This window comes from Periweissella beninensis (assembly GCF_016908275.1).
Lineage (GTDB): Bacteria > Bacillota > Bacilli > Lactobacillales > Lactobacillaceae > Periweissella > Periweissella beninensis.
In genome coordinates this window covers 1-25,057 of the sequence record NZ_JAFBDN010000022.1, presented here as the reverse complement: position 1 = coordinate 25,057, position 25,057 = coordinate 1, and the positions used below count along the sequence as shown (strand labels likewise).

Annotated in this window: 22 protein-coding genes; 16 read left to right on the top strand and 6 right to left on the bottom strand. The window is 38.4% G+C overall.

The genetic code is table 11. The features are described 5' to 3' along the window. The first annotated feature begins 572 nt into the window (after positions 1–572). The 13 genes from JOC59_RS07445 (at position 573) to fliS (ending at position 16,165) form a co-directional block, all read left to right on the top strand. Complete coding sequence (locus JOC59_RS07445) at positions 573–2,639, top strand: methyl-accepting chemotaxis protein (RefSeq protein WP_205144169.1); 2,067 nt, start codon at positions 573–575, stop codon at positions 2,637–2,639. Positions 2,640–3,086: 447 nt separating this feature from the next. Continuing rightward, positions 3,087–5,165 carry a methyl-accepting chemotaxis protein gene (locus tag JOC59_RS07440; RefSeq protein WP_239517065.1) on the top strand — a complete coding sequence of 693 codons (2,079 nt, stop codon included), beginning with the start codon at positions 3,087–3,089 and terminating at the stop codon, positions 5,163–5,165. A gap of 523 nt (positions 5,166–5,688) precedes the next feature. Next, positions 5,689–7,746, top strand: coding sequence for a methyl-accepting chemotaxis protein (locus JOC59_RS07435; RefSeq protein ID WP_239517064.1), 2,058 nt, complete (start codon positions 5,689–5,691; stop codon positions 7,744–7,746). Between the two features lie 199 nt (positions 7,747–7,945). After that, positions 7,946–8,242, top strand: coding sequence for a flagellar biosynthesis anti-sigma factor FlgM (gene flgM / locus JOC59_RS07430; RefSeq protein WP_205144168.1), 297 nt, complete (start codon positions 7,946–7,948; stop codon positions 8,240–8,242). Between the two features lie 2 nt (positions 8,243–8,244). Further along, positions 8,245–8,604, top strand: a complete 360-nt coding sequence (locus JOC59_RS07425; RefSeq protein WP_205144167.1) for a hypothetical protein — start codon at positions 8,245–8,247, stop codon at positions 8,602–8,604. Positions 8,605–8,614: 10 nt separating this feature from the next. Next, positions 8,615–10,099 carry a flagellar hook-associated protein FlgK gene (flgK, locus tag JOC59_RS07420; RefSeq protein WP_205144166.1) on the top strand — a complete coding sequence of 495 codons (1,485 nt, stop codon included), beginning with the start codon at positions 8,615–8,617 and terminating at the stop codon, positions 10,097–10,099. A gap of 6 nt (positions 10,100–10,105) precedes the next feature. Beyond that, positions 10,106–11,122 carry a flagellar hook-associated protein FlgL gene (gene flgL, locus JOC59_RS07415; protein ID WP_205144165.1) on the top strand — a complete coding sequence of 339 codons (1,017 nt, stop codon included), beginning with the start codon at positions 10,106–10,108 and terminating at the stop codon, positions 11,120–11,122. A 63-nt stretch (positions 11,123–11,185) separates the two neighbouring features. Continuing rightward, the gene (locus JOC59_RS07410) at positions 11,186–12,199 is read left to right on the top strand and encodes a glycosyltransferase (RefSeq protein ID WP_205144170.1); all 1,014 of its coding nucleotides are present in this window, start codon (positions 11,186–11,188) and stop codon (positions 12,197–12,199) included. A gap of 86 nt (positions 12,200–12,285) precedes the next feature. Beyond that, the gene (locus JOC59_RS07405; RefSeq protein WP_205144164.1) at positions 12,286–13,443 is read left to right on the top strand and encodes a flagellin N-terminal helical domain-containing protein; all 1,158 of its coding nucleotides are present in this window, start codon (positions 12,286–12,288) and stop codon (positions 13,441–13,443) included. Between the two features lie 131 nt (positions 13,444–13,574). Further along, positions 13,575–13,976 (top strand): flagellar protein FlaG, encoded by a 402-nt coding sequence (locus tag JOC59_RS07400; RefSeq protein WP_205144163.1) that lies wholly within the window; start codon positions 13,575–13,577, stop codon positions 13,974–13,976. 5 nt (positions 13,977–13,981) lie between these two features. Next, on the top strand, positions 13,982–15,430 hold the full coding sequence (gene fliD, locus JOC59_RS07395; protein ID WP_205144162.1) for a flagellar filament capping protein FliD: 1,449 nt from the start codon (positions 13,982–13,984) through the stop codon (positions 15,428–15,430). An 11-nt stretch (positions 15,431–15,441) separates the two neighbouring features. After that, positions 15,442–15,774 carry a hypothetical protein gene (locus JOC59_RS07390; protein ID WP_205144161.1) on the top strand — a complete coding sequence of 111 codons (333 nt, stop codon included), beginning with the start codon at positions 15,442–15,444 and terminating at the stop codon, positions 15,772–15,774. A 22-nt stretch (positions 15,775–15,796) separates the two neighbouring features. Next, complete coding sequence (fliS, locus tag JOC59_RS07385; protein WP_205144160.1) at positions 15,797–16,165, top strand: flagellar export chaperone FliS; 369 nt, start codon at positions 15,797–15,799, stop codon at positions 16,163–16,165. A 232-nt stretch (positions 16,166–16,397) separates the two neighbouring features. Here the strand turns inward: fliS and lepB are convergent, their stop codons facing one another. The 3 genes from lepB to JOC59_RS07370 form a co-directional block, all read right to left on the bottom strand. Continuing rightward, positions 16,398–16,997, bottom strand: coding sequence for a signal peptidase I (gene lepB, locus JOC59_RS07380; protein ID WP_205144159.1), 600 nt, complete (start codon positions 16,995–16,997; stop codon positions 16,398–16,400). Between the two features lie 81 nt (positions 16,998–17,078). Next, positions 17,079–17,744 carry a potassium channel family protein gene (locus JOC59_RS07375; RefSeq protein ID WP_205144158.1) on the bottom strand — a complete coding sequence of 222 codons (666 nt, stop codon included), beginning with the start codon at positions 17,742–17,744 and terminating at the stop codon, positions 17,079–17,081. A gap of 27 nt (positions 17,745–17,771) precedes the next feature. Continuing rightward, positions 17,772–19,103, bottom strand: a complete 1,332-nt coding sequence (locus tag JOC59_RS07370) for a TrkH family potassium uptake protein (protein ID WP_205144157.1) — start codon at positions 19,101–19,103, stop codon at positions 17,772–17,774. A 124-nt stretch (positions 19,104–19,227) separates the two neighbouring features. Between JOC59_RS07370 and JOC59_RS07365 the strand changes: the two genes are divergently transcribed. Next, on the top strand, positions 19,228–20,118 hold the full coding sequence (locus tag JOC59_RS07365) for an alpha/beta hydrolase family protein (RefSeq protein WP_205144156.1): 891 nt from the start codon (positions 19,228–19,230) through the stop codon (positions 20,116–20,118). 224 nt (positions 20,119–20,342) lie between these two features. On the opposite strand, the gene JOC59_RS07360 is transcribed toward JOC59_RS07365, so the two are convergent. Beyond that, the gene (locus JOC59_RS07360; protein ID WP_205144155.1) at positions 20,343–22,172 is read right to left on the bottom strand and encodes an FAD/NAD(P)-binding protein; all 1,830 of its coding nucleotides are present in this window, start codon (positions 22,170–22,172) and stop codon (positions 20,343–20,345) included. Between the two features lie 40 nt (positions 22,173–22,212). Continuing rightward, complete coding sequence (locus tag JOC59_RS07355) at positions 22,213–22,848, bottom strand: NAD(P)H-hydrate epimerase (protein ID WP_205144154.1); 636 nt, start codon at positions 22,846–22,848, stop codon at positions 22,213–22,215. A 135-nt stretch (positions 22,849–22,983) separates the two neighbouring features. On the opposite strand from JOC59_RS07355, the gene JOC59_RS07350 reads away from it, so the two are divergent. Together JOC59_RS07350 and JOC59_RS07345 are read left to right on the top strand one after the other, a co-directional pair. Beyond that, on the top strand, positions 22,984–23,316 hold the full coding sequence (locus JOC59_RS07350; protein WP_205144153.1) for a hypothetical protein: 333 nt from the start codon (positions 22,984–22,986) through the stop codon (positions 23,314–23,316). 8 nt (positions 23,317–23,324) lie between these two features. Next, positions 23,325–24,242 (top strand): NADP-dependent oxidoreductase, encoded by a 918-nt coding sequence (locus tag JOC59_RS07345; RefSeq protein WP_205144152.1) that lies wholly within the window; start codon positions 23,325–23,327, stop codon positions 24,240–24,242. Positions 24,243–24,331: 89 nt separating this feature from the next. On the opposite strand, the gene JOC59_RS07340 is transcribed toward JOC59_RS07345, so the two are convergent. After that, on the bottom strand, positions 24,332–24,481 hold the full coding sequence (locus JOC59_RS07340; RefSeq protein WP_205144151.1) for a hypothetical protein: 150 nt from the start codon (positions 24,479–24,481) through the stop codon (positions 24,332–24,334). Between the last annotated feature and the right edge of the window lie 576 nt (positions 24,482–25,057).

Below are 25,057 nucleotides of genomic sequence, written 5' to 3'. Positions count from 1 at the left end.
TGGCGCTTAAAGACATATTTATAAACTTCAAATACTGATATCACTTGGATTCAATTTATTTTGTCCAAGTGGCTAACTTGTTATTGAAATTTTCGGTATTTTTTTGACTTTTAAAACATGGTTTTACGGAATTTAGCCTAACATAAATAGTTATGTCACAACCGTATTGTTTGGTTAAATATGCTCGTAGTTTAAACAGTGGTAGTCGCGCTCTGATTAAACGTGCTCCAACCACCAAACTACTCACCTAAGCTATAATTTTTGCGACTTTCCAAGCCACTACAAATTATTTGCTTAGTGCTCGTAGTTTTAACGGTAATTGTCGCACTCTGATTAAACGTGCTCCAACCACCAAACTACTCACCTAAGCTATAATTTTTGCGACTTTCCAAGCCACTACAAATTATTTGCTTAGTGCTCGTAGTTTTAACGGTAATTGTCGCATTCTATACATAAAACTGTATTAATAAATTATTTATAACATAATAACGGTAATTGTTTAAACCGTTTATTAAAGTTACCGATTAAATATTGGTATGAAAACTAAGAGAAATGATTGAGGAGTAAATTTAATGGAGTACGGAAAGCGGAAAAGTATTGCCAAAGTAATTATAATAACTTTGTTAGGATTATCGATTATACCAATGATTGTAATGCTGATAAGTTCTTATACAACAACACGCGGATTACTATACGATCGAGTAAATATTGACAAACAAAGTGCCACGTCAGTTGTTTTAGCTGCAAAAAATAATTTAAGAACAACAACTGAAAAAGAAATTAAACGCATAGCAGCTTTACAAATATTTAAAAATAAAAACTACAACATGAAGGAAATTAAGCGGACCTTAGATTATATAAAAGCTGAGGGGGATGTTGATATTATTAATCTGGGCTTTGGGACGACGAGTGGTAAAATGGTGGCCAATGCTAAATTACCAACTGGCTACTCGCCTTTGACTAGAGAATGGTATAAGGGGGCAATAAGTCAAAATAATGGCATTTATTGGACACCAGCCTATCAAGATGCTGCGACAGGTCGTTTTGTGACTACAGCATCATTAGTTGTCCGGAATGCTAATAATCAAGTAGGAGTATTGGCCGTTGATGTCTCGTATAACAGTATTAATCCTATAATTAAGTCAATTAATATTGGCCGAACTGGAAGTGCAACCTTAGTAACTAGACAAGGTTTAGTGATTGCTTCAGAAGGGGCCCGCAAAAAATTAGTATATCGAGATGGTCAAGATATTGCGAATACTAAAATTTTTAAGGCTATTTCAAGTAGTAATAAAATCCATGGTATTGTTAAAATTAAGGGTCAAGGCCGAATTAGTGAGATTTATTTTGATAAATCATCACCAACCAGTGTAACTTGGTCATTTGCCCGGGTTGATCGGGATGAAATTAATAGGGAATTATATGGTCTACTAGAATCCTTTGCAATAGTTGCAATAGTTATGTTGATTATTATTATTATTTTCTCATTGTCATTAGTAAAATTTGTCCGAAATTTAGTTGCGCATTTTACTAAACATTTCGAGCAAATTGGAAATGGTAATTTACAAAAAGTAAAACCAGTTGTTAAAACGCAACGTGGTGATATGCAAAACTTAGTTGAATGGGTGGTTACACCAACTGAAAATGGGCATGAATTAAATGAATTGTCAGTCCAATACAATAAGATGATTGATTCGGTTGGTAATTTAATCGAAGTAGTGCAAACTGAAAGTGATAACGTTGCGCAAGGCAGCGATGATCTTTTAGAATTAGCTAAACAAACTAATACAGCGACTGAAGAAGTGGCCCAAACAATTACAGGGATTGCAGAAGTTACCGGTAGCCAAGCCCAAGAAACTGAAAAGAGTGTTGAACAAGTTCAACAATTAGCAACGGTAGTTAATGAATTAAGAACTAATGTTGATGCAATGAATGTTAAGAGCCAAGAGTCATCAGCCTTAAATAACGAAAATATTACAATTACGACAGATGTTGATAATAATTGGCAAGCTGAAATTGTTAAAATGAAAGCCTTGATGCACAGTGTTGATGATATGAATAACGATATTCAAAATATCAATAAAATTATCGGGGTGATTAATGATATTTCACGGCAAACTAATTTATTAGCCTTGAATGCGTCAATCGAAGCAGCGAGTGCTGGCGAATCTGGTAAAGGCTTTGCAGTGGTAGCCGCTGAAATTCGTAAATTGGCGGAACAAAGCAAGGATTCAACGAAAGAAATTGAAAATATTATTAGCCAAATTCGTGATAAATCAACGCAAATGGTTGAACAAACCTCAGCCTCAGTGGCGGGTGGTGAAAAGCAAACGAACTTAATTAAACGTGCCTTGGAATCATCACAAGAAATCTTTGAACGCAGTGCAGAAATGGTTGCAGGAATCACAGCTGTTGAAACAGCAAGTAAGCAGATTGAACAAATCCAAAATGTAGTACTAGAAAACTTAGAAAATGTTTCGGCTTCAACCCAAGAAAATGCCGCTGGCACAGAAGAAGTATCAGCTAATTCAGAAGAAGTTCTGGCAACCATGGATGAATTTACCAATAATGTATCTGAATTACGAGATATAGCGGCTAAATTAAAAGGATTAACTGAAAGATTTAAGCTAGAAAAATAGCGTATATTATCAAAAAAATATAAATAATTAAATGTTTGAATGATGATAGTTAATTATTAGAAATATTAAAATTAGCTTAATTCTTAAGTGTCAAAAACTATATACAAAAAAGTGGTTAATTATTTTCAAATTGACCACTTTTTTGGCATAGCATAATTATTTATAAAAATTAAGTCCATTTATTCAGATTAACTAAGATAAAAAATAAATTTTAGTAGTAAGTAGTATTGCTTTTTTATAATTTAAATAAGAAAAAATAAAGTTATTTAAAAGCTTAAGTAAGCGTTTTAAATTTGTCGTGTTTTTTGAATAATGTATAAAATTAAATTTTTAATGTAATTTTACCGTTAATTAATGCATAAAACTTGTAAAAATATCCTAAATAAAAAAGATAGGCTACCGATAGTATGTTAGAGAAACCAATTTTGATATATTGAGGAGATAATAATGAATCAAAGAGTTCAACCTAGTATGAGGAAAAAAAGTATTAATAAAATAATTGTTACGTCGCTATTAGCAATTGCTATTGTTCCGATGATAGTAATGTTAATTAGTTCCTACGCAAGCATGCGGAGTTTAATGTATGAGCGAGTTAATATCGATAAACAAAGTGCCACATCAGTAATTTTAGCAGCTAAAAATAATATGTTAACCAAAACTGAAAAAGAATTGGGTAACATTGCTAATTTAGCAATATTTAAGGGTAATAAATATGATATGAAAGCAATAAAAACTACTTTAAATGGGATAAAAGCTGATGGGGATGTTGATTTATTAACACTATCGTTTGCAAATTCAAACGGTAAAATGGCTTCTACTGATGATGTGTCAGCTAATTTTGATGCGCGGGTGCGGCCATGGTATAAAAATGCGGTTATCGCAAATGGAACAGCGGTGTGGATGCCAGCACATAAAGATAAAATCACTGGTAAATTAGTTACAACAGTTTCAATGGTGGTGCGTAATAAAGCAAATCAGATAGGGGTATTAGAACTCGATATTTCATACAATACGATCGATAAAGTTGTTAAAGCCTTAAAGATTGGGCGGACTGGTTCAACAACGTTAGTTACTAGTACTGGAACCGTAATTTCATCTGAGGGTAAGACAGGGAACATCGTGTATAAAGATGGGCAAAGTATTGCTAACTCGGCAATTTATAAACAAATTGCTGCTAGTAATAAACAGTCTGGTGTAATTAGACCTAAAGGTGTTGCTCGAGTTGGTGAGGTTTACTTTGATAAGGGTGGTCAAAATAGTAAAAGTTGGGCCTTTGCTCAAGTTGCCCCTAATGAAATTAATACCGAGTTAAATAGTCTATTAAAGACCTTTGCCATTGTTGCCATCATCATGTTAGTCGGTATGTTCTTGTATGCTGGTTTAATTGTTAAGTTTGTTCGCACATTTGTGGCACATCTTACGAAACACTTTGAACAAATTGGTGCTGGTAAATTACAACGAGTTAAACCAGTAGCTAAAGTCCGTGGTAGTCTAGATAATATAGTGGCTCGGACGATGGCGCCGATTGAAAATGGCCACGAACTGAATGAATTATCCGTCCAATACAATAAAATGATTGATGCCGTGGGTGGTTTGATTGAAAATGTGCAAACTGAAAGTAATAATGTCGCTAAAGGTAGTGATGACTTACTTGATCTTTCAAAACAAACAAATACAGCCACTGAAGAAGTAGCGCAAACAATTACGGGAATTGCAGAAGTGACAGGTAGTCAAGCTCAAGAAACGGAAAAGAGCGTCGATCAAGTACAACAACTTGCTAATGTGGTGGCGGAATTACGCGATAATGTCGAAACCATGAGTAACCGTTCGCAAGAAGCTGCCGAGTTAAATAACGAAAATATTACGGTGACAACGGATGTTGATACAAATTGGCAAGCCGAACTAGCCAAAATGGAAGCACTAATGCACAGTGTTGAAGATATGAATAGTGATATTCAAAACATTAATAAGATTATCGGTGTTATCAATGATATTTCACGGCAAACTAATTTGTTAGCATTGAATGCTTCGATTGAAGCAGCGAGTGCGGGTGAATCTGGTAAAGGCTTTGCGGTCGTGGCGGCTGAAATTCGTAAACTTGCCGAACAAAGTAAGGACTCAACCAAGGAAATTGAAACAATAATCGGGCAGATTCGTGATAAATCAACCCAAATGGTTGAACAAACTTCAGCCTCAGTGGCGGGTGGTGAAAAGCAAACGAACTTAATTAAACGTGCCTTGGAATCATCACAAGAAGTCTTTGATCGTAGTTCAGAAATGATTGCTGGGATTCAAGAAGTGGAAGCAGCAAGTAAACGAATTGAAGATATTCAAAACGTAGTGTTGGAGAATCTCGAGAATATCTCAGCTTCGACAGAAGAAAATGCGGCTGGTACAGAAGAAGTATCAGCTAATTCAGAAGAAGTCCTTGCAACCATGGACGAATTTACTAATAATGTATCTGATTTACGGGATGTGGCAGCTAAGCTAAAAGGCCTCGCAAGTAAGTTTAAATTAGAAAAATAACAGAGTGCGACAAGCAACGTTTAAAACATGAGCATTAAGCACTAATTTTAGCAGTAGCCGCTAGGCTGCCAAAAAATTAAGCTTAAGAGAATGATTTTTTGCTTGGAACACGTTTCAAAACAGAGTGCGACAACCACGGGAGAACTTGAGCACCAACTAGAAATTACGAGATAGCGTGGTTTACGGTATGAGTAATTTTAGGTTAGGCGGAAAGTTTTGGTGGTTGGAACATGTTTCAAAACAGAGTCCGACCACGACCAATTAAAATACGAGCACTAAGCAAATCCATAAATAGCGCATGTTAATTAATAATTAGCATGCGTTTTTTGGTGGATTGCTAGCACCATTTGGTGTTTGAAAAATCGCGAAAATGTAGCCTGACATAACTAATTAAGGCTATGAGCTGGATATTTTATTCATGAATATATTAAAAAAATATAAACATTACCGATATAAAATTTAGAGAATGATTGATTAAATAGGTGGAAAGATAAATTACTAAATTATTTTTAGGGAGTATATCATGAAGCAAAACAAGAAGAGTATTGGTTGGGTAATTATGGTAACCCTATTGGGTACGGCATTAGTGCCCATGATTGTCATGTTACTTAGTTCATATGGTACAACCCGTAGTTTGTTATATGATCGCGTAAATGTTGATAAGCATAGTGCGGTGAATGTCATGCTGCAGGCTAAAAATAATTTGCGCGATAAAACGCAAACAGAACTAACAGAAATGGCTAATTTAGCAGTTTTTAAGGGTAAAAATTTTCAAATGAAGAATATTAAAACAACATTGTTAGCGTTAAAAAAAGCTGGGGATGTTGACTTTAGATATGTAAGTTTTGCGCGCACCAATGGTAAGATTGTATCCACATCACCTTTACCAGCTGGCTATGATCCAAGAAATCGGGAATGGTATCAAGCAGCAATGCAACAAGGCGGTCAACCAGTTTGGACCGCAACCTATCGTGATGCTGACACAAATGAATTAATAACAACGGTATCAATGGTTGTCGAAAATAAGCGGCATCAAAAAGGTATCTTATCAATTGATGTTTCATATAATGCTGTGGTTAGAATTGCCAAGGCGCTAAAAGTTGGACGGACAGGGTCAGCAACATTAGTTACTAATCAAGGAACGGTAGTTGCATCAATTGGTACTAAGACGCAAAAAGCGTATCGTGATGGTAAAAATATTAGTAATGACCGTGTGTTCAAAGCACTGAAAAATGCTAAAAATTTGCAAGGAATTATTCGGTTAAAGGGTGATAATCGAACTAATGAAATTTACTATAATAAAGATGGTCAAAATAGTACAACGTGGAGTTTTGCGCGCGTTGCTCAGAGTGAATTCAAACAGGAATTATCTGGGCTAGTTAAGGCTTTTATAATTGTGGCAATTATCATGTTGATTATTGTAATTCTCTATGCAATCGGGTTAACCCGCTTTATCCGTCAAGTTTTGGCGCACTTTAAAAAACATTTTGAACAAGTTGGTGATGGTGTCTTAGAAAAAATTGGACCTCTTGATCATTACGAATCTAAATTGGATCAAGTAGCGACTATGACGATTTTACCTAAAGCAAATGGGCATGAATTAAGCCAACTAGCTGCTGATTACAATGACATGATTGATTCAATTGGTGCTTTGATTAAAGAAGTCCAACAGCAAAGTAACCATGTCGCTAAGGGGAGTGATGACTTACTTGAATTATCTAAACAAACAAATTCAGCAACCGAAGAAGTCGCCCAAACAATTACTGGGATTGCCGAAGTGACAGGTAGTCAGGCGCAAGAAACTGAAAAAAGTGTCGAACAAGTCCAACAATTAGCCCATGTAACTGAAGAATTACATCAAAACATGGCCCAGATGAATGACCAAACGGCGGCCGCGGGTAAATTAAATCAGGATAATATTGATTTAACAACGAATGTTAATACGAATTGGCAAGCTGAAATTTTAAAAATGACTCAATTGATGCAAAGTATGGAAGATATGAATAATGATATCCAAAATATTAATAAGATTATTGGAGTGATTAATGATATTTCACGTCAAACTAATTTATTAGCCCTAAATGCTTCAATTGAAGCTGCAAGTGCTGGGGAAGCGGGACAAGGCTTTGCTGTTGTGGCGGCTGAAATTCGTAAATTGGCAGAACAAAGTAAAACGTCTACCAAGGAAATTGAAACTATTATCAGTCAAATTCGGGATAAATCAGCAGCAATGGTGGCCCAAACTTCAGCCTCGGTTGCGGGTGGTGAAAAACAATCACAATTAATTAATGAGGCGTTAGCTAGTTCTAATGCAGTCTTTACCCACAGTCAGCAATTAATTGAGAAAATAGCGCAGGTCAATGAAGCAAGTGGCCGAATTGAAAAAATTCAAGAGCAAGTTATTAGTAATTTAGCAAATATTTCCGCATCAACGGAGGAAAATGCTGCTGGGACAGAAGAAGTTTCAGCCAATTCAGAAGAAGTTCTTGCGACAATGGATGAATTTACCAATAATGTGGCTGATTTACGGAATGTTGCCGATGGTTTACGTGAGATTAGTCGTAAATTTAAGATCAAGTAAAATTTAGGTAAATAGTAACTTTAAGCAGTACAAGCCAAAATAGCGCATGTTAATTAATAATTAGCATGTGTTTTTTTGTTCAGTGTATTTCAACCGAGGATTGTCGCACTCTTTTTGTATTTTTTACTTTAATTTTGTTACAAACTGTCGATAATATAATATGAGACGTTAAATGATTTTAACGAAGTGGAGAATAAAAATGAAAATAAATCGAGCATTTACTGAATATAATAAAGAACAATTTAAAATTGATAACCAAAACCAAGCTGAAAATACTAAAAAAACAACGGCGGCCCAAGTAAGCAATAAGGCGACTGATGAAGTAGATTTATCGGCAACAGCACAAAAAATTGATCAAAGTAAGCAAGCCGAAGCAGTTGATACGGCTAAAGTAGCTGCCCTAAAAGCCGCTATTAAAGACGGTTCTTACCAAATTGATGCTAAAGCCATTGCTGGTAAGATGATGAATGAAATTAGGAATCAAAAAGGTAAATAACTATGTTAGCAAAAGAATTTGAAAACCATTTACGCCGGTTTTTACGGATTCTTCGTAAAGAAAAAACAATCTTAATTAAAAATCAAACGGCTAAATTAGCTGCCATCGTTAGTCAAAAGGAAACCTTTGTGGCTGTTTTTGAACAGTATCAAGCGGCTATAACGCCAACGATGCAACAGTTAATCAGCGAGATTCAAACCCAACAAGCGGAAAATTTGTTATTAACCCAACAAGCGATGAGCTATCAAAATATGTTAATGACGACCATTAAAAATAATATGCAACCCGCCAGTGGAACGTATTCAAAATATAAACAACCAGCGCAACCAGTACAAACGATGCTAGTTGATCGGGAAGTGTAAGGAGTAATTTATGTCATTATTTGGAACGCTAGGAACAGCGACTGGGGGGATGAGCGCCAATGAATTGGCATTACAAACTTCAAGTCACAATATCGCTAATACTAATACCGACGGCTATTCACGGCAACGGGTTCATTTAGAGACCCAGTTACCCTACCATATGGCCGGTGTGGGGGAAATTGGGACGGGCGTAAAGGCTAGCAGTGTTGACCGAATTGTCGACTCGTTTGTTCAAAGTCAAGTCCGGACAGCTAATGGAACGTATAATAATTACACCCAAAAATCAGACGTCCTTGGACAATTAGAATCATTATTTAATGAGCCATCGAATAATGGAGTTATTAGTCAAATGAATACAATGTTTGATAATTGGACAAATTTGGCGAATAATCCCGACATGGCGACCGCTAAAACTTTGGTGGTCCAAAACTCGAGTACTTTGACGAACTCAATTAACCAGCTAGCTAATAACATGGATAAACTGAGTGATAATACGTTGACGTCAATCACGAAAAACGCTCTGGATTTTAATAGTAAAATCAGTCAGCTTGCTGATGTTAATAAACAAATTTTTACTGCTAGTGTCGGTGGGACTTCACCAAATGATTTACTTGATCGGCGAGATACATTATTAAAAGACTTATCAGGTATTACAGATATTGGCGCTACTTTTGATGCTAATGGCCGTGCTACGGTTACTTTGAGTGGGCAAACAGTTCTTGATGGTAGTGATCCAACCAAGCAGCCTTTGACCATGGCCGTCGTTAAAGATGCAGACAACGTCTATGCGGCAACGAGCGATGTCAATACAACGACTGCGTTAGCGACGACTAATACCCAAGTTGGCCAAGTCGTCCTAGTTGATGCTAGTGGGCAAGCGACAGGACCCGTAGGTAGTGATGGCCAGATTAAAGGGCTACAAGCTGCGATGGGTGATATTGCTACCCGCCGGGGGCAGTTAAATGATTTAGCGTATCAAATTGGTAAGCAGATTAATAGTGCGCTAGCCCCAAGTAATGGGCAACAACAATTTTATACGCTACCGGGGAAGACTGATGCTAGTTCTAAATTTACAACCTATGATGCGAACTATGACTATGCGCAAAATTTAAAGGTTAATGCCGATTTAGTTAATAATGCGCAAACGCTAAAAGTTGGTGCCGATAGTACTAGCCCAGCTGGGGATGGGACCTTAGCCTTTAATATTGCCCGGTTAGCTAATACTAAAGATGATGAAGGACTGACTTTTAGTGATCACTACAATACAATGGTGACGCAAAATGGGATTGTCAAACAGCAAGCAGATAATAAAAGTTCTGCCCAATTAGCCCTTTTAAATCAATTAGAATACAAAAATGAAGCCGTTTCAGGGGTTTCAATTAACGAAGAAATGTCAGATGTCATTCGGTTCCAACAAGGATTTCAAGCCAATGCCCGCATTATTTCGGTGGTGTCAGAGATGTTGGATACTTTAATCAATCGCACGGGGGTTTAATTAATTATGCGTATTGCAAATAGCGTCGTTTATGGCGATTTTATTAATAATTTAAATTTAAATGCGAGCACGGTGCAAGATACGATGCATAAGCTATCAAGTGGTAAGGCCGTTAGTAAGTCATCAGATGATCCATTAGCAGCCGCTAAAATCATGGACTATACTAAAGCATTAGCCCAGAACAAAACGTATGGGAATACGATTAGTGATAGTCAGTCATGGACGCAAACACAAGACTCTGCCTTAAGTAGTGTCAGCACCGCCTTAACGCGGATCCGGTCTTTAATTCAATCATCAGCCAATGGGACTAACAGTGCGGATGAAGTCCAAGCTAATAAAGATGAAATCAGTGCGTCACTTTCAACAATGGTCGATGCGTTAAATACCAGTTATGGCGATCGGTATGTCTTTGCTGGGCAAAGTACTGATACGAAACCGTTTAGTTTAACCAAAGATGCTAATGGTGAGATAACCGGTTTAAGTTATGCTGGTAGTAATAGTAACTTAACGCGGGAAATCTCAGAGGGGGTCAACCTTGACTTGGCAACGAATGGTAGCCAATTAATGCAACCAACGAACAATGGGGCTTCGACAACTACGACTAATGGAACGTACACTAGTGCCAGTGATTTGAACGATTACATTGGTAAATTAATGACGAATTTAAATACAGTTATTAATAATAAAGCTACAACTATAGATAGTAATGGAACAACTAGTCAATTAACACCGGACCAAGCACAAAATAATTTTAGTAATGGCTTACTAGCTGATTTGGATAATTTTACGAATAGTATCGTCAATGCTCGGACTAATATCGGGGCAATTGAAAATCGCCTACAAGCCTCTGCTTCGTTAAATACTAGCCAAAATTTATCACTATCGCAAGATAAGTCTGATGTTCAAAATGTCGATGTGGCCCAAACTTACATGCAATATCAAAATCAGATGACGGCCTATCTTAGTACCCTAGCAATGGGGACAAAGATTATGCAGACAACAATTTTGGATTATTTACAGTAAAACATAAGAAATGGTCAAAACTAAGGAGTGGTAAGCGAACTGCTCCTTTTTTATTAAAATAAGATAGGAAAAAGTAATGACAAAAAATTAGTAAGTATTATTATTCCGTATCATAATGAAACGGAAAAAACGCTAAAAATAGTATTATCATCAATTAACAATCAAATTGGGATTGATTTAAGTCGAATAGAGGTAGTATTGGTTTGTGATGCAGGGAATCGGTTGGATAATCCGGACAATTTTTTAAGTTGGTTTGAAAATGTCGATATTAAATATTATGAATTAACATTATCTGGTGGTCCGGGTGTTGCTAGACAGTATGGGATGGATCATTCTGATTCAGAATATATTATGTTTATGGATGCAGATGACCAATTACAGTATTGTGGAGCGTTATTTGAATTTTTTAATGTAGTACAACAAACTGGGAATCATCAAATTATCGCTTGTGATGCAATGGAACAATTTAAAAATAGTGATAATCAGTTTAGATATCGCATACGAAGTTATCAAGATAATAAGATATTTGCTTGGGGTAAGTGGTTTAATCGATCATATTTAGACAGCATTCAATTAACTTGGCATCCCAAATTGCGTATATTTGAAGATACATATTTTGTAGGAACAGCCTGTTTATTAGCAACTGATATATTTCATCATCAAGTTGTTGTTTATATGTGGTTATGGAATTCGAATTCAATTACACGAAATACGGGGAAATTTTTTGCACAAAGTTTAGATACATGGGTTGAATTAATTAGGTATCGCTATCATATTCTATCATTAAATAATCTTGAAATAGCTAATGATGATTTTTGTGGGATGTTGACGGCTATGGCTGTTCGAGAAACTAAGAATAAGCCGAATAATCAAGCTAAATATAATAGTCAATTAAGACGAACATTAAATGAATGTGTACAAGCCTATGAATTAAATTATGAAAAACTAGTAAAAAAAATTATTGAAGCTATGAAGAATGATGACTTTTTAAAAAATAAGCCAATTTGGGAGTTGCAAAAACTTGCCCAAAAATTTGTTAAGCAATGTGATAAATTAATGGAAAATAAAAAGTATTAAAAGTATTAAATAGTATAACTAACATGTCGATATATATAGCATGAGGCAAACCTCAGTAAAAAAAGATCCTATTGGAGGAAGAAAATATGCGTATTAATACTAACGTTGCTGCCATGAACACTTATGCTAACTTGACAGCTGCTAATACATCAAAGTCAGATTCATTAGCTAAATTATCATCTGGTTTACGGATTAACAAGGCTGGGGATGACGCCGCCGGTTTAGCCATTTCTGAAAAAATGAAGGGCCAAATTGGGGGGTTAACCCAAGCTAAGCGGAATGCCCAAGATGGGATTTCATTAATTCAAACGGCTGAAGGAGCCTTGAATGAAACTCACTCAATCCTTGGTCGGATGCGTGACTTGGCCGTGCAATCAGCCAATGGGACTTTAACTAATGATGACCGTTCAGCCATTCAAAAAGAATATGGTCAATTATCAAGTGAAATTGATCGAATCAGTACTACAACCCAATTTAACGGTATGAATTTACTGAGCAATACTGGTGGCAAGGCTTCAGGGAATAGCTTTACCTTTCAAATAGGAGCTAATTCTGGCCAAACAATGAGCGTTACAATTAATTCTATGAGTTCAAAGTCTTTAGGTATCAATGACATTTCTTTGGCTAGTCAATACAGTAGTGACGATAACTTTAAGGCTGATACGGCAACAAAGTATGATACTGAAGGGAATGTAGATACAAAAGCTACTTCAGATCCAACATCAAAAAATGGTAATGACTTAGCAACTGCAATTACTAGCGCACAAACATTATACGGAAAAGCTAAGGACAGTTACACTACTAAAAATAATAACTCTGATAACGGTTTTGATACTGATAAGATAACAAAGTATAATGCTGACGGGGATATTGATAATACTAGTTCAATGACTGCAGCAGAATTAAAGCAAGCTGTTGTTGATGCACAAGCAAGATATGATAAAGCAAAATCAAATTTCCAAGATCCAGCTGATCCGATCACTAAAATTGATGCGGCGATTAAGCAAGTTTCTGATCAACGGGCTGGTTTAGGGGCTGCCCAAAACCGGTTGACGCACACTATCAACAACTTAACGACCACTAATACAAACTTGTCAGAAGCTAACTCACGGATTCGTGATGTGGATATGGCTTCAGAAATGATGAGCTTCACTAAGTCAAACATCTTGTCACAAGCTGCAACGTCAATGTTAGCGCAAGCCAATGCTATGCCTAACAGTGTTTTGAGCTTGCTCCAAGGTTAATTTTTAAATGAATGATTTCATGACAAAAGCCGATTCCAACGGGTCGGTTTTTGTTGCATACATAGTTAAGCAATGAAGTGTCGCTAATTTTCACTGTTACAGGCATTATTAGTTAATGGAGGTTTAATCTGATGTCACTTGATTATGATTACGCAAAGATCCGGGTTACCCCAACCCCAGCCGTTTTGCCCGTCCAACCCGTTGCCAGTGAACCACTAGGCATGGCTCAAGCTGACTCACAGTTTGCGGGGCACGAACACCCAGCTCAGTCATCAGCGACGAGTGTGGCTAAGCAGTCTACCACAAAGCCGCCATTAAGTTTAAATACAGAAATTAATAAAATAAATGCTGAATTATTAGGTCGGGATGTTAAATTAAAGTATCGCTTACATCAACGCACCGGTCGCACATACGTTCAATTAGTCGATATGCAGACTAACAAAGTTTTAAAAGAGATTCCCTCAGCCAAAATGCTCGATATTATCGGTAAAATCTGGGATCAAATGGGAATCGCCGTTGATAGGAAAGGATAAAAGATATGGCAACGATTACAAGTTCATCTGGTATCAGTAGTGCCCTTGGTCAATATTCAGGGATTACCTCTGATGACATTGATCAATTATTAGCAGCTGATGCAACTGGTAAGACATTACTCCAAAACCAAGTGACTGATTATACCAGTAAAAAAACGGCTTGGGGTGATGTAACCACCCGCTTGAATAATTTTTTAACGAAGGTCAATGCCCTTCAAGACATTGCGACATACCATACCAAAACGGCAACTAGTAGTGATAGTAATACGGCCACGATTACGGGCAGCACCGATGCGAGTGAAGGGACCTATGACTTAGTTGTTAAACAATTAGCCACCGCTACGAAAATCACCGGTAGTCGCGTGGCCGTTACTAACAGTAAAACGGCCCTTAACACTACTGGAACCTTAACGTTGACTAGCAGTGTCAAAGACAGTAGTGGTACGGCCAAAACATTTGATTATGATATTACGGCCGATGATACGTTAGTGAGCATTGCCGCTAAAATTAACAAAGGAACTAGTACTTCTAATATTAGTGCTAACATTATTGATAATCGGCTAGTTCTTACAAATAAGACATTTGGGGCCCAAACTATTAGTGCCAGTGGTAGTGCGAGCTCTGCCCTTGGTTTAAGCCAGGCAACGACTACAACAGGCCAAACAGCACTGTTGCAACTCGACGGGCTAGACATTAGTCGGGATTCCAATACGATAACTGATGTCTTAGATGGTGCCACGATTACGTTAAAAGGGGTTAGTGCTAGTAGTACCGATAGTACGACACAAGCCACGACCTATAGCCATACGACGTTGACCTTAGCAAATAATAATAGTAAAACAGTGGCAGCTGTTAACGACGTTGTTAATCAATATAATAGTATGATGAGTTTAATTAATGATGACTTAGATGTCGGTGATCCTAGTAAGAGTGGCAATACGGTCGGTGCCTTAAGTGGTGATAATGATTTAATTAATCTGCAGGAAAGTCTACGAAGTATGATTACCCAAACATTTGTTAGTGGTAGTAGCTTGAATGCTAATCAAGTGGGGATTTCACAAGTTGATAAAGATGGCACAATTGGCTTAGATACTGATAAGTTGACCAAAGCATTAACCGATAATCCGACTGCTGTTAAAGATTTCTTTTATCAAGGTACTAAAGATGCAGCCGGTGTTGCTAGTAATGAACAAGGCTATTCAGTCGGTTTACGTGATTTAGCTAATAAGTATCTAACCAACTCGGTTACTAGTAAGGGAATTATTCCCACTAAAACGGCTACGTTTGATTCAACGATTAAAGATTTAAATAGTCAAATCGATGATTTTGATACGATGTTGGCCCTGAAGAAAGAACAGTATGTATCAATGTTTACCAACCTGGATACTTATATGATGAATGCTCAATCACAGTTAAGTTACTTTAAGAGTCAATTGAGTAGTAGTAGCAGTTAAGGAGGTAATTAATGGTCACAACGATTAAACAGCAGCAACTAGCCCAGTTAGCTGCGCACTTGCAGACATTACCGACTGAACCAGCCGTGATTGCCACTTTATTGGCGACCACACAAGCGGAATTAAACGGATTAGCCCAGCAAGATTTACGACATCTAACACCGGTTGAACAACAGTTAGCAGAGCAGATTGTCCGGGGCTATCAAAATCTCATTAGTAGTATTAAGCACCAACGACAAAAAGTGCGCCACCAAATTAAAGCCTTATCAAATGATAAGCGTGGTACCATGGCGAATTACTTACAGTATCAGCCACAAGCTAGTTTAATTGAAATGACGTATTAAGGTTACTTGATAGAGGGAAATTATGAATTATCAAAAAATGAAAAACAATTATTTAGCAACGGAGGTCCTTAGTGCGACCCCCAATAAATTAATTAGTATGTTGTATGCTGGTGCCATCAAAGCGATTAAAATGGCCCAGATGGCTGCCGAAAATGATGATCCCGCGAAAGTTCATGTTAATTTAGTGAAAGCCCAAGACATCATCATGGAATTACGGTATGCGGTGAATGAAGAGGTTGCACCTGAATTAGGCCAACAACTAATTGCTTTGTATGAGTTTATGTACCAGACATTAGTTGATGCGAATGTTAATAAAACCACGGCGCAATTGACAGATGTAATTAATTTACTGACGGAATTGGCGAACACTTGGCAACAACTAGGTGAATAGCAGTAAAAAGGCTGTCGGTAAGCAATTTTTAAATTGCTTACCGACAGCCTTTTTACTGCTACTCCGCGACAAAGTTAATGCTTAGTGCTCGTAGTTTTCCCAGTGCTTGTCGTGAGGGAAACGTGTTCCAAGCACCAAACTCCTCACCTAAGCCTACCTTTTTGTGACTTGACAGTCACGACAAAGCTAATGCTTAGTACTCGTAGTTTTCCCGGTGCTTGTCACACTCTATTTATTTAAAAAAGTGTTGCCACTGTTTATTAATATTATCCTTAGCCGGGTTACTATGCCAGAAGGTTACCTTGACGACTCCTAGCACTTTTGACTTATTGACAAAGCCCCAATACCGGCTATCATTTGAAACACTTCGGTGGTCACCCAACACAAAGTATTGCCCCTTAGGTACCTTAACACTGACGGTTCGTTGCCAGTTTTGACTAGTCCCTAAAGCTCTTAAACTACTCCAGTTTTGCGTACCACTAGTTCGTTGACTCTTACTAATAAAGCTTTGGTTAACCACTTTACCGTTGACCTTTAGAACACCATTCTCATTAGAAACGGTATCACCGGATAAACCGATTACGCGCTTGACATAGTCCTTGGACACCGTTGCGGTCGGATCTTCACCCTTGGCATCAAAAACAATGACACTCCCCCGATGAATTGTCGCAGGTTTAACAATCCAAACGCGTTCCGTATTTTGTAAGTTGGGTTGCATTGAGGTCCCGTCAACTTTGACTTGTGATACCAAAAACTGTTTAATTAATAGGGCAATGGCTAAACCTAAAACAATTGGTATAATCCAGCCCATAATACTTTTAAAAGTTTTCATCCTTTATTATGCCACCTTAATTTTCATTTAATCATAATTATAGCATACGTTAATTGCATTAATTACTAAATAAATCCTAAATTAGTCGCTGTTTTCGGCATCAAAAGCATCGACATCCCGATTTTTACCGATAACGGAGAGTACGTCATCGAGGTGGATCACTTCATCGGGTTGCGGCGTGATTTTAATATTATCACTACTATGGCGAACCGCAATCACATTTAGGCGATATTTATTGCGAAAATCAATGGCACTCAAAGATTTATTAGCTAAAGCCGTGTTTGTGATGCGAATTTCCGCGAGACTATAGTCCTTAGTTAAGTCGATATAATTTAAAATATTAGGTGTCATCAATTGGTGGGCCACGCGTCGTCCCATTTCAGCTTCAGGGTGGACGATCATATCAGCGCCAATCCGCGCGAGAACTTTGGCATGTGTTGTCGTTTCTGCTTTGGCGACGATGTGCTTGGCACCAAGGTCTTTGACGAGAATGGTTGTCAAAATGCTGGCTTGAATATTATGGCCAATCGCGATAATGACATGATCAAAACTCGCGATATCTAACGCCCGCAAGGCATCTTCATCTTGGCCATCAGCAATTGCGGTATGGGTGGCGAACGCCATGTAATCTTCGACCAATTCTTCATCACAATCGATCCCTAACACGTCTTGGTGAGCACTCGCTAGCTTTTTTAAGAGACTGCCACCAAATCGACCGAGGCCAATGATTGCAAACGTTTGTTTCATAATAATAGTCCTTTCAAGGTAGTTAATTTAACCAATTAAAATATTTTCTTGTGGATAGCGGAAAGCAGCCGGCCGATTATGGACGTTTAAGACGGAAAACATCACGGTGAAGACGCCGACACGACCAACAAACATAACTAGCATAATTAAAATCTGGCCAAAGGTGGTTAAGTGCGGTGTCAAGCCTAAGGAGAGGCCAGCCGTACTAAAGGCAGCAAAGACTTCAAAGGCAATGTATTCTATCCCAAAGTGGCGTGGCACAGTTTCCGTTAATGATAGTAAGAGGGTCGTGACCACTAAAAAGACGGCAGAGATAAAAGTCAACATCAGTGCCCGGTTAATATTATCCTGGCTAAACCGGCGATTACCTAAAGTCACATCAGTTTTACCGCGCAATGCCGCCCAAGTCTGGAGGGTTAAGAGTCCCAAGGTTGTAGTTTTGATGCCCCCAGCAGTGGAGCCCGGTGTCCCTCCGATAAACATTAAAAGCATCGTAAACGCAATTCCAGCTAACGATAGCTTAGCATAGGGCAAAATGGCAAAGCCAGCCGTACGTGGTGTAATCGCTAAAAATAACGTATCAACTAAACGATGCCACCAATTTTGATGATTTAAAAGGGGTAACTGCCATTCGGTAACAAAAAAAGTTAGGAAGGCAAGCATAATTAAAATACCGGAGGTACCCATCGCAATTTTGGTATGCAGTGAGACACGGTGTGTTTGCCGATATAATAGGATATCGCGCCAAACCAAAAAGCCTAGGCCCCCGGCAATAATCAAAACACTCGTTACTAAGAGCATATAGGTATTATCGGCAAAAATTTTAAAATCACCCGGAAAAAAGACAAAGCCGGCATTACCAAATGATGAAATTGCATGGCACAGACTATAGTAAGTGCCACTTAGCCAGCCAAATTTAGGAACAAAAACTGGTAATAAAAGTAGTGCACCTAAAACTTGAATAGCTAGTGAGAGACTGATGACATAAGTCATGACGGTGCGCGTATCAGCTAAATTAGCTAGATTAAGCGAATCTTTAACCAATAGGCGCGTGGTTAGTTTCATTTCGCGGTTCGTTAGGGTGTACAACAGCACGGTAAACGACATGAACCCTAACGCCCCAATTTCAATTAAAATTAAGAGAATGATTTGGCCAAAAATAGTCCAATGATTGGCAGTATCAACTAACGTCAGTCCGGTAATACAGGTGGCTGACGTGGCTGTGAACAGGGCGGTCATAACATCGGTGTGTTGCCCATGAGTTGTGGCAATCGGGAGTAATAATAAGAGCGTCCCTAAAAAAATAATACCAAAAAAGCCCCAAGTTAAGATTTGGGGTAACGTAAAACGTTTATACATAAGTTGCCTCGCTTCACCACAAATTTACTTTTAGTTTAACAAAAAAGGGTGCTAAGTTGCACGTAAAGTAAAACAAAAATGGTAAAGTTGCTATAATTAATATTAGGATTGTGAGGAAAAACCAATGAAATTTATTGAAAGAGCACCACACTTTAGCCCAGTTGATGCGAAAATGATTACGAAAAAGATATTAGACATCCCCTATATGACCGGTGAACGACATACGTTAGATATTTATTATCCATCTGTTTCACGTGAAACATACCCGGTAATTATTGATGTTTATGGTGGTGGTTTATATTTTGGTGCAAAGAGTTCGTATAAACTCCAAAATTCCTTGGCACTGACAGCGGCCGGGTACGTAGTAATTAGTCCTAATTATTCATTGATTTGGCAAGCCCCGTTTCCAACGCAAATTTATGAATTAAAAGCGGTTATCCGGTGGGTGCGCGCGCATGCGCAAACATATCAGTTTGACCCAACCAAAATTATTTTAAGTGGCGAATCATCGGGGGCACATTTAGCGGTGCTAACAGCTGCGACAGCTAGTGTGCGAACAATGATGGCTGATTTTGGTCCGGATTTAACGGTAGATGATCGCGTAGCTGCGGTAATTGCGGCATACGGTCCGTATCAGTTTGACACTTTTAGTGCCCAGTTTAAAGTTTTAGGCTTAACTCCCAAGTTTAGTGAAACGGGGACGGCGAGTTCATTTGAAGGGCAGTTATTTGGTAAGATAGCACCCAGTGATGTTACGCATTTAGTAGAAAAGTATAATCCTGCTAATTACCTAACAGCTACAATGCCGCCAATGTTACTATTAGCGGGGACGGCTGATCAAGTTGTGCCCATTTTACAAAGTCAAAATTTAGCTGTGGCGGCTTTACAGAAAATGCCCCAAAGTCATGTGGCATGGCAATGGCTTAAAGGTGCGCATCACGGACCGCAAGATTTTACCCGTACGGATATTTATGATTTAAAGGTGCAACTTTTAAATAAATGGTTATGGCATTAAGTAAAGTTCAGTGCCTTGCCACTTTTGAAACTGGCTGTGCGTTATGCGGTTAACAAAAAGGATCGTTAAATGAAGGGTGAAATTTCATTTAGCGGTCCTTATTTTTTATGATTTTATGCCTAATTTTTTAGGTATTTTATCCGCATCGCTGGCCTTAAGCTTCATTTTTGGTTTAAAACAGAGCCTTAAGTTATTCGTTACGTGTGGCTGTGCGTAAATGCGGGTTAATTAAGCACGTGATAGGCTAGTTCAGTGACATCTCTAAAACCACGATCATTAATATTTGGTCGGGGAATATAGGTGGTAAACCAAGTATAGCCTTCACTCGGAATGCCAAAGGTATACAGATTAGCTAATTTGGCGCCAGTGCGCGTTAAGCTTTGGTAAGTATGTGGCTGAAAAGTGACGGCCCCACTTGAGAATGGTGGCTGCGCGGTTATTTGGTAACGATCAAGACTGAGCGTGCCACGTTCCAAGAGGTTAAGCCCTAACTGATTAGTCGTGTGGGCTAAATTAGTTGATCCAATGCGCGCCTCCACCACATGTTTAACCTGATAATTAATCGTTGCAATACTCGTGTTAACCATAAAACCATCCGACTTTGGAATTACTTGAATGTCCCTAGGCGCAAGTTCGACAATTCCCGCTTCCATTAAAGCAATTAATTGTTGAATGCGGTGATAGGGTGGTCCAACGGAAAGTAAGTTATTAATTTTGGCAAATTCAGTCAAGAATTGCTTTTTAGCCGCCCCGTCAAACCAGTTTTCATAAACATCACGAATATTATCACGAATGTCACGTAAAATATCAAAAGCCGCCGCATGGGCCCCCGCGTAGTTACCTAAAAGTGCTTGGTCTAAGTCCGCTGATAAATACGTTAGCATTTGGGCTTGATAGCTAGCATTTGTAGTAGTAGGGGCGAACGGTTTCAGATAATGAGCTAAATCAAGTTCGGCATCTAGACCAAATGTTTTAGCCGTTGCTGCTAGGTCTGTACTGGTTGCTAGGGCCTGTTTCAACTTAGGTGTGTCGATCTTTGCTTGGTGCGCCAACCGTAGATAAAAGACATACTGCATATCTTGCGTAACTAAGTGGTAAAAAGCTTGGTAGCTAATATGGTGGTCATGATCAGCTAAACGCGCGACATTTTCCGGTGTTAAGAAAATTGCTTGATACCGCATGTAATCATCTTTTTGGTTAAGGCCGCGGGCGTGTAATGGTAAACCACTCCGCGAACCGGCAATGATATGAGGTTCCTTACCACTAGGGAGATATTTCAAACGTTGATTAGGGGCACTAACAAATTTACCACCCCGGTCTATGGTTAAGCGGGCCAAGTAATCAAAAAAGATCAGGCCTAATCCTCGTAATAAAACGGGTTCTTTAGCTGGTAATGTAGCCAAAGGTGCTTCACCCGGGTGAATTGATGGTAAATAGATCGTGTTTAGCTGTTCGGCATGGTGCATTAGGGCTTTTTGTTCGGTCGTTAACTGCGGATCATTATGCCCGAGAGCTAAGATGACTTTATCTGCCGTTAGTGGGCCACCATTTTGTAAGGTTAAGTCAAAGTGCTCGGTTCCGGTTAAGTCGATAACCGTGTCGTTCATAAAAGTGAGGTGGGTATTTGCCGGCAAGTTAAGCTGCAGGTTTTCAAAAAACCAGTGAGCATAGATGCCCACTAAGCCACGGCTGGCAAATTGATTGGGCTGTAAGTTACGTGCCAATTCATAATATTCGGTGACAAATGGAATAGCTGGATGTCGCTTAATAAAGGTTGGTGCGAGCGCTTTTAACCAGGTATAAAAAGAGTATCCAGGTGTGGTGGCTAAGGGCCCGTTAACGGTTTTATCAGTAAAAAAGCCAAATTGTTGAACAACGGTATTCATAATCAGGTTGCGACTTTGATTTGGTTGCCACACCCGGCCGCCTAGTCCCGTGTTATCGATGATGGTGATTTTTAGCTGGGGGTACTTTGTTGCTTGTTTAAATTGTGCTAATAGGCGCTCAGCGGTAATTAGACCTCTGGGGCCCGCACCAATAATCACAACGTGCATAAGATGATTGAACTCCTTTTTTTAAGTATCGTAAAGTGGACTAAACTTCTGGGGCATAAATACCAATGTCTTTTAAGACTAATTTACCTACCCGTTTATGCGCATCCCCAGAGACCAAACCTGATTTTATATAACCAAAGGTGATGGTCGTAGTGGCGCGAATGGCCGAGCCTAAAATTTTACCAGTCGTAGCATCTAATCCAGAGGGAATATCAACGGCGACAACGGGTTGATTCGAAGCATTAATTTTTTTAACGGCTTCGGCGAGTTTACCGGTAATATCTCGTTTGAGGCCGATGCCAAAGAGGGCATCAATAATTAAGGTATAGTCACGGAAGTCCTTAACTGTGCGGCCGATTTTAACGTGGTATTTGCGGGCAATGGCTAATTCTAACTTATTGTCAGCAGATAGTTTACGCTCATCACCTAAAAGCAAAACCTCAACTTTGATCCCTTTTAAATGTAGGAGGCGCGCAATGGCTAGACCATCACCACCGTTATTGCCAGTACCGACAACAATTAAAACATTTTCGAGTAAGAAACTGCCAGCGGCAACGGTATTGATTACGGTTAAAGCAGCACGTTCAATTAACACGGTGCTTGGGATCCCAATTGTTTCAGTCGTATATTTGTCGTATGCTTGCATCTGAGCAGCTGAGACAGTGGTTTGTTTCATCAGAATACCTCGGATTTCATATAGCTATTATTTATTACTAGAATTTAATATCTTACCTATTATACAATGAAATACAAAAAATGTATTAGGAATGGTTAGACAAGTTTAGTTAGATTAAGTAGGGTGGAGGATAGTATGGATAATTGGGTAATTCCAGAAGATATGGCAACGATTAAAGCACAAGTTAAGTTATTAGCAGATAAGGGTGAACAGGTTACGGTTGATGACTTGATTTTAGAAACAATTAGAAGAATGTTGGAATTATTGTTTGACCAAAAATTAGATGGTCACTATTTTGCAATAGAGCGGCTTGGATTAATTTATCAGGTAATTGGTTTTGATCGAGCAATAGAAGGGCAAATTACGGCGCCGGCCCAAATGTCGTTAGTTGACATGTTCAAAACGCAACCAATTGATTATGTTTGGGATTATTTAGATAATGCGGCTAATCAAATTATTAAGCGATAAAAGGAGTTATGATGGAAGCGATTGTATTAAAGAAATTTGGCGCGTTTGCTAATTTAGACCTTGCGCAAGTGCCAACACCAACGATTACGAGTAAACAGATTTTGGTTAAAAGATTGGCAGTGGCAGTTGAACCATATGATGTGCATTTTGTGGCGGGTAACGCAGGGACCGCATCATTACCAGTAATTGTTGGATCTAGTATTGTTGGTGAAGTCATCACGGTGGGGAGCGAAGTAACAGATATTCGCGAAGTTAAAGTAGGTGATCGTATTGTGGCTGCCCCCCATTTAAAAGCGTGTGCCGAATACGTAGCTATTGGGCGCCAAGCCTTTGCGGTGGTACCGGATAAGGTGAGTGATGCGGTGGCTGTAAGTCAGGCAGTTGCTGGACAAACCGCCTATCAAATGATTAATGCACAGTTGCAACCGCAAGCCGGTGAAACGATTTTAATTCATGGTGGTGCTGGTGCAGTGGGATATACAGCTCTTCAATTAGCTCTTTTACGGGGGGCAAAAGTTTATACGACGGCCCGACAGCATCATCAAGCACAACTAGAAGCATTAGGGGATGTGACGGTGATTGATTATCAACAACAAAGCTTAAAGGATGTGCTTAACCAAGTTGATTATGTGTTAGATACGGTCGGGGGTGCGACCCTCCAAGCTAGCTTAGCAATTTTAGCGCCTAAGGGAAAATTAGTCTCCTTAGTTGATGATCCCACGCGGTATAAAACTAGTTTGCAAGATGCCCAACAAGTTTTTATGAAAAGTCGAGGTAGTGATTTAAGTAAGTTGTTACAGTTAATCGCTGCCACAAGGGTAGTGGTACAGATTGATCAGGTGGTGCCATTTAATTTGGCTAACTTAAAACGGGGCTACCAACTTAGTCAAGCAAACCAACTAAATGGTAAATATGTTTTGGCATAGCGTAGACAGATTAATAAGTATAAAAAAGGGCTATCAAATTTTGGTAAAAAAATTTGATAGCCTTTTTTATAATATAAGTAATACAAAAATTACTTAGTAGTCTTTTCTGGAAGGTCGCCCTTACCTTTAGCCCATTGAGCAATTGCAACAACTTCAGCATTACGCTTTGCTTTGTTACCGTCAACTGAACCAACTTGACGAGCGCTAGCCCATGAGTTATATGGTTTTTTTTGTGCCATGATTAATTTTTCCTCCATGAATGTAATACTGATTCATTTTAGCTTAAAATTGGGCTAAGTACAAGGAAAAAGCAGTTTATTTCGTTTATTTTACTAATTAAAGAATATCTAGCAATTAAAAACCAGTAACTTTATAAATTCATTTAATTAATCCTTGATAGCATGATAAGCACCTATTGAAGTGCAAATAGATTAGTAATTAATAAGGTTTCGTTTGATGTTAATGCGATTGTTTAATTATTCCTTCCATATATATAACCGAAAAAAAGCAATGTTGTTTAGGTACCGTTAAAATTAATGAAATTTTTTTAGCAAAAAGGGTTGCAATAATCGGTAAATAGCGATATTATATTTAAGTTGTCTAAAACGAGTAAAACAAGTTTTAGCAAATGTAAAAAAAGTTTTAACTGTTTAAAAAAAGATGTTGACTTAAGTTAATAACTACTGTATAGTTAATATCTGTTGTTGCTTAACAGCAACTAAGTAGATCTTTGAAAACTGAATAAAGTTTTGACAATCAAATGTGTAAGGGTCTTAGGATTTGTACCTAAGATATACAAATTTGCGAATGTCAAT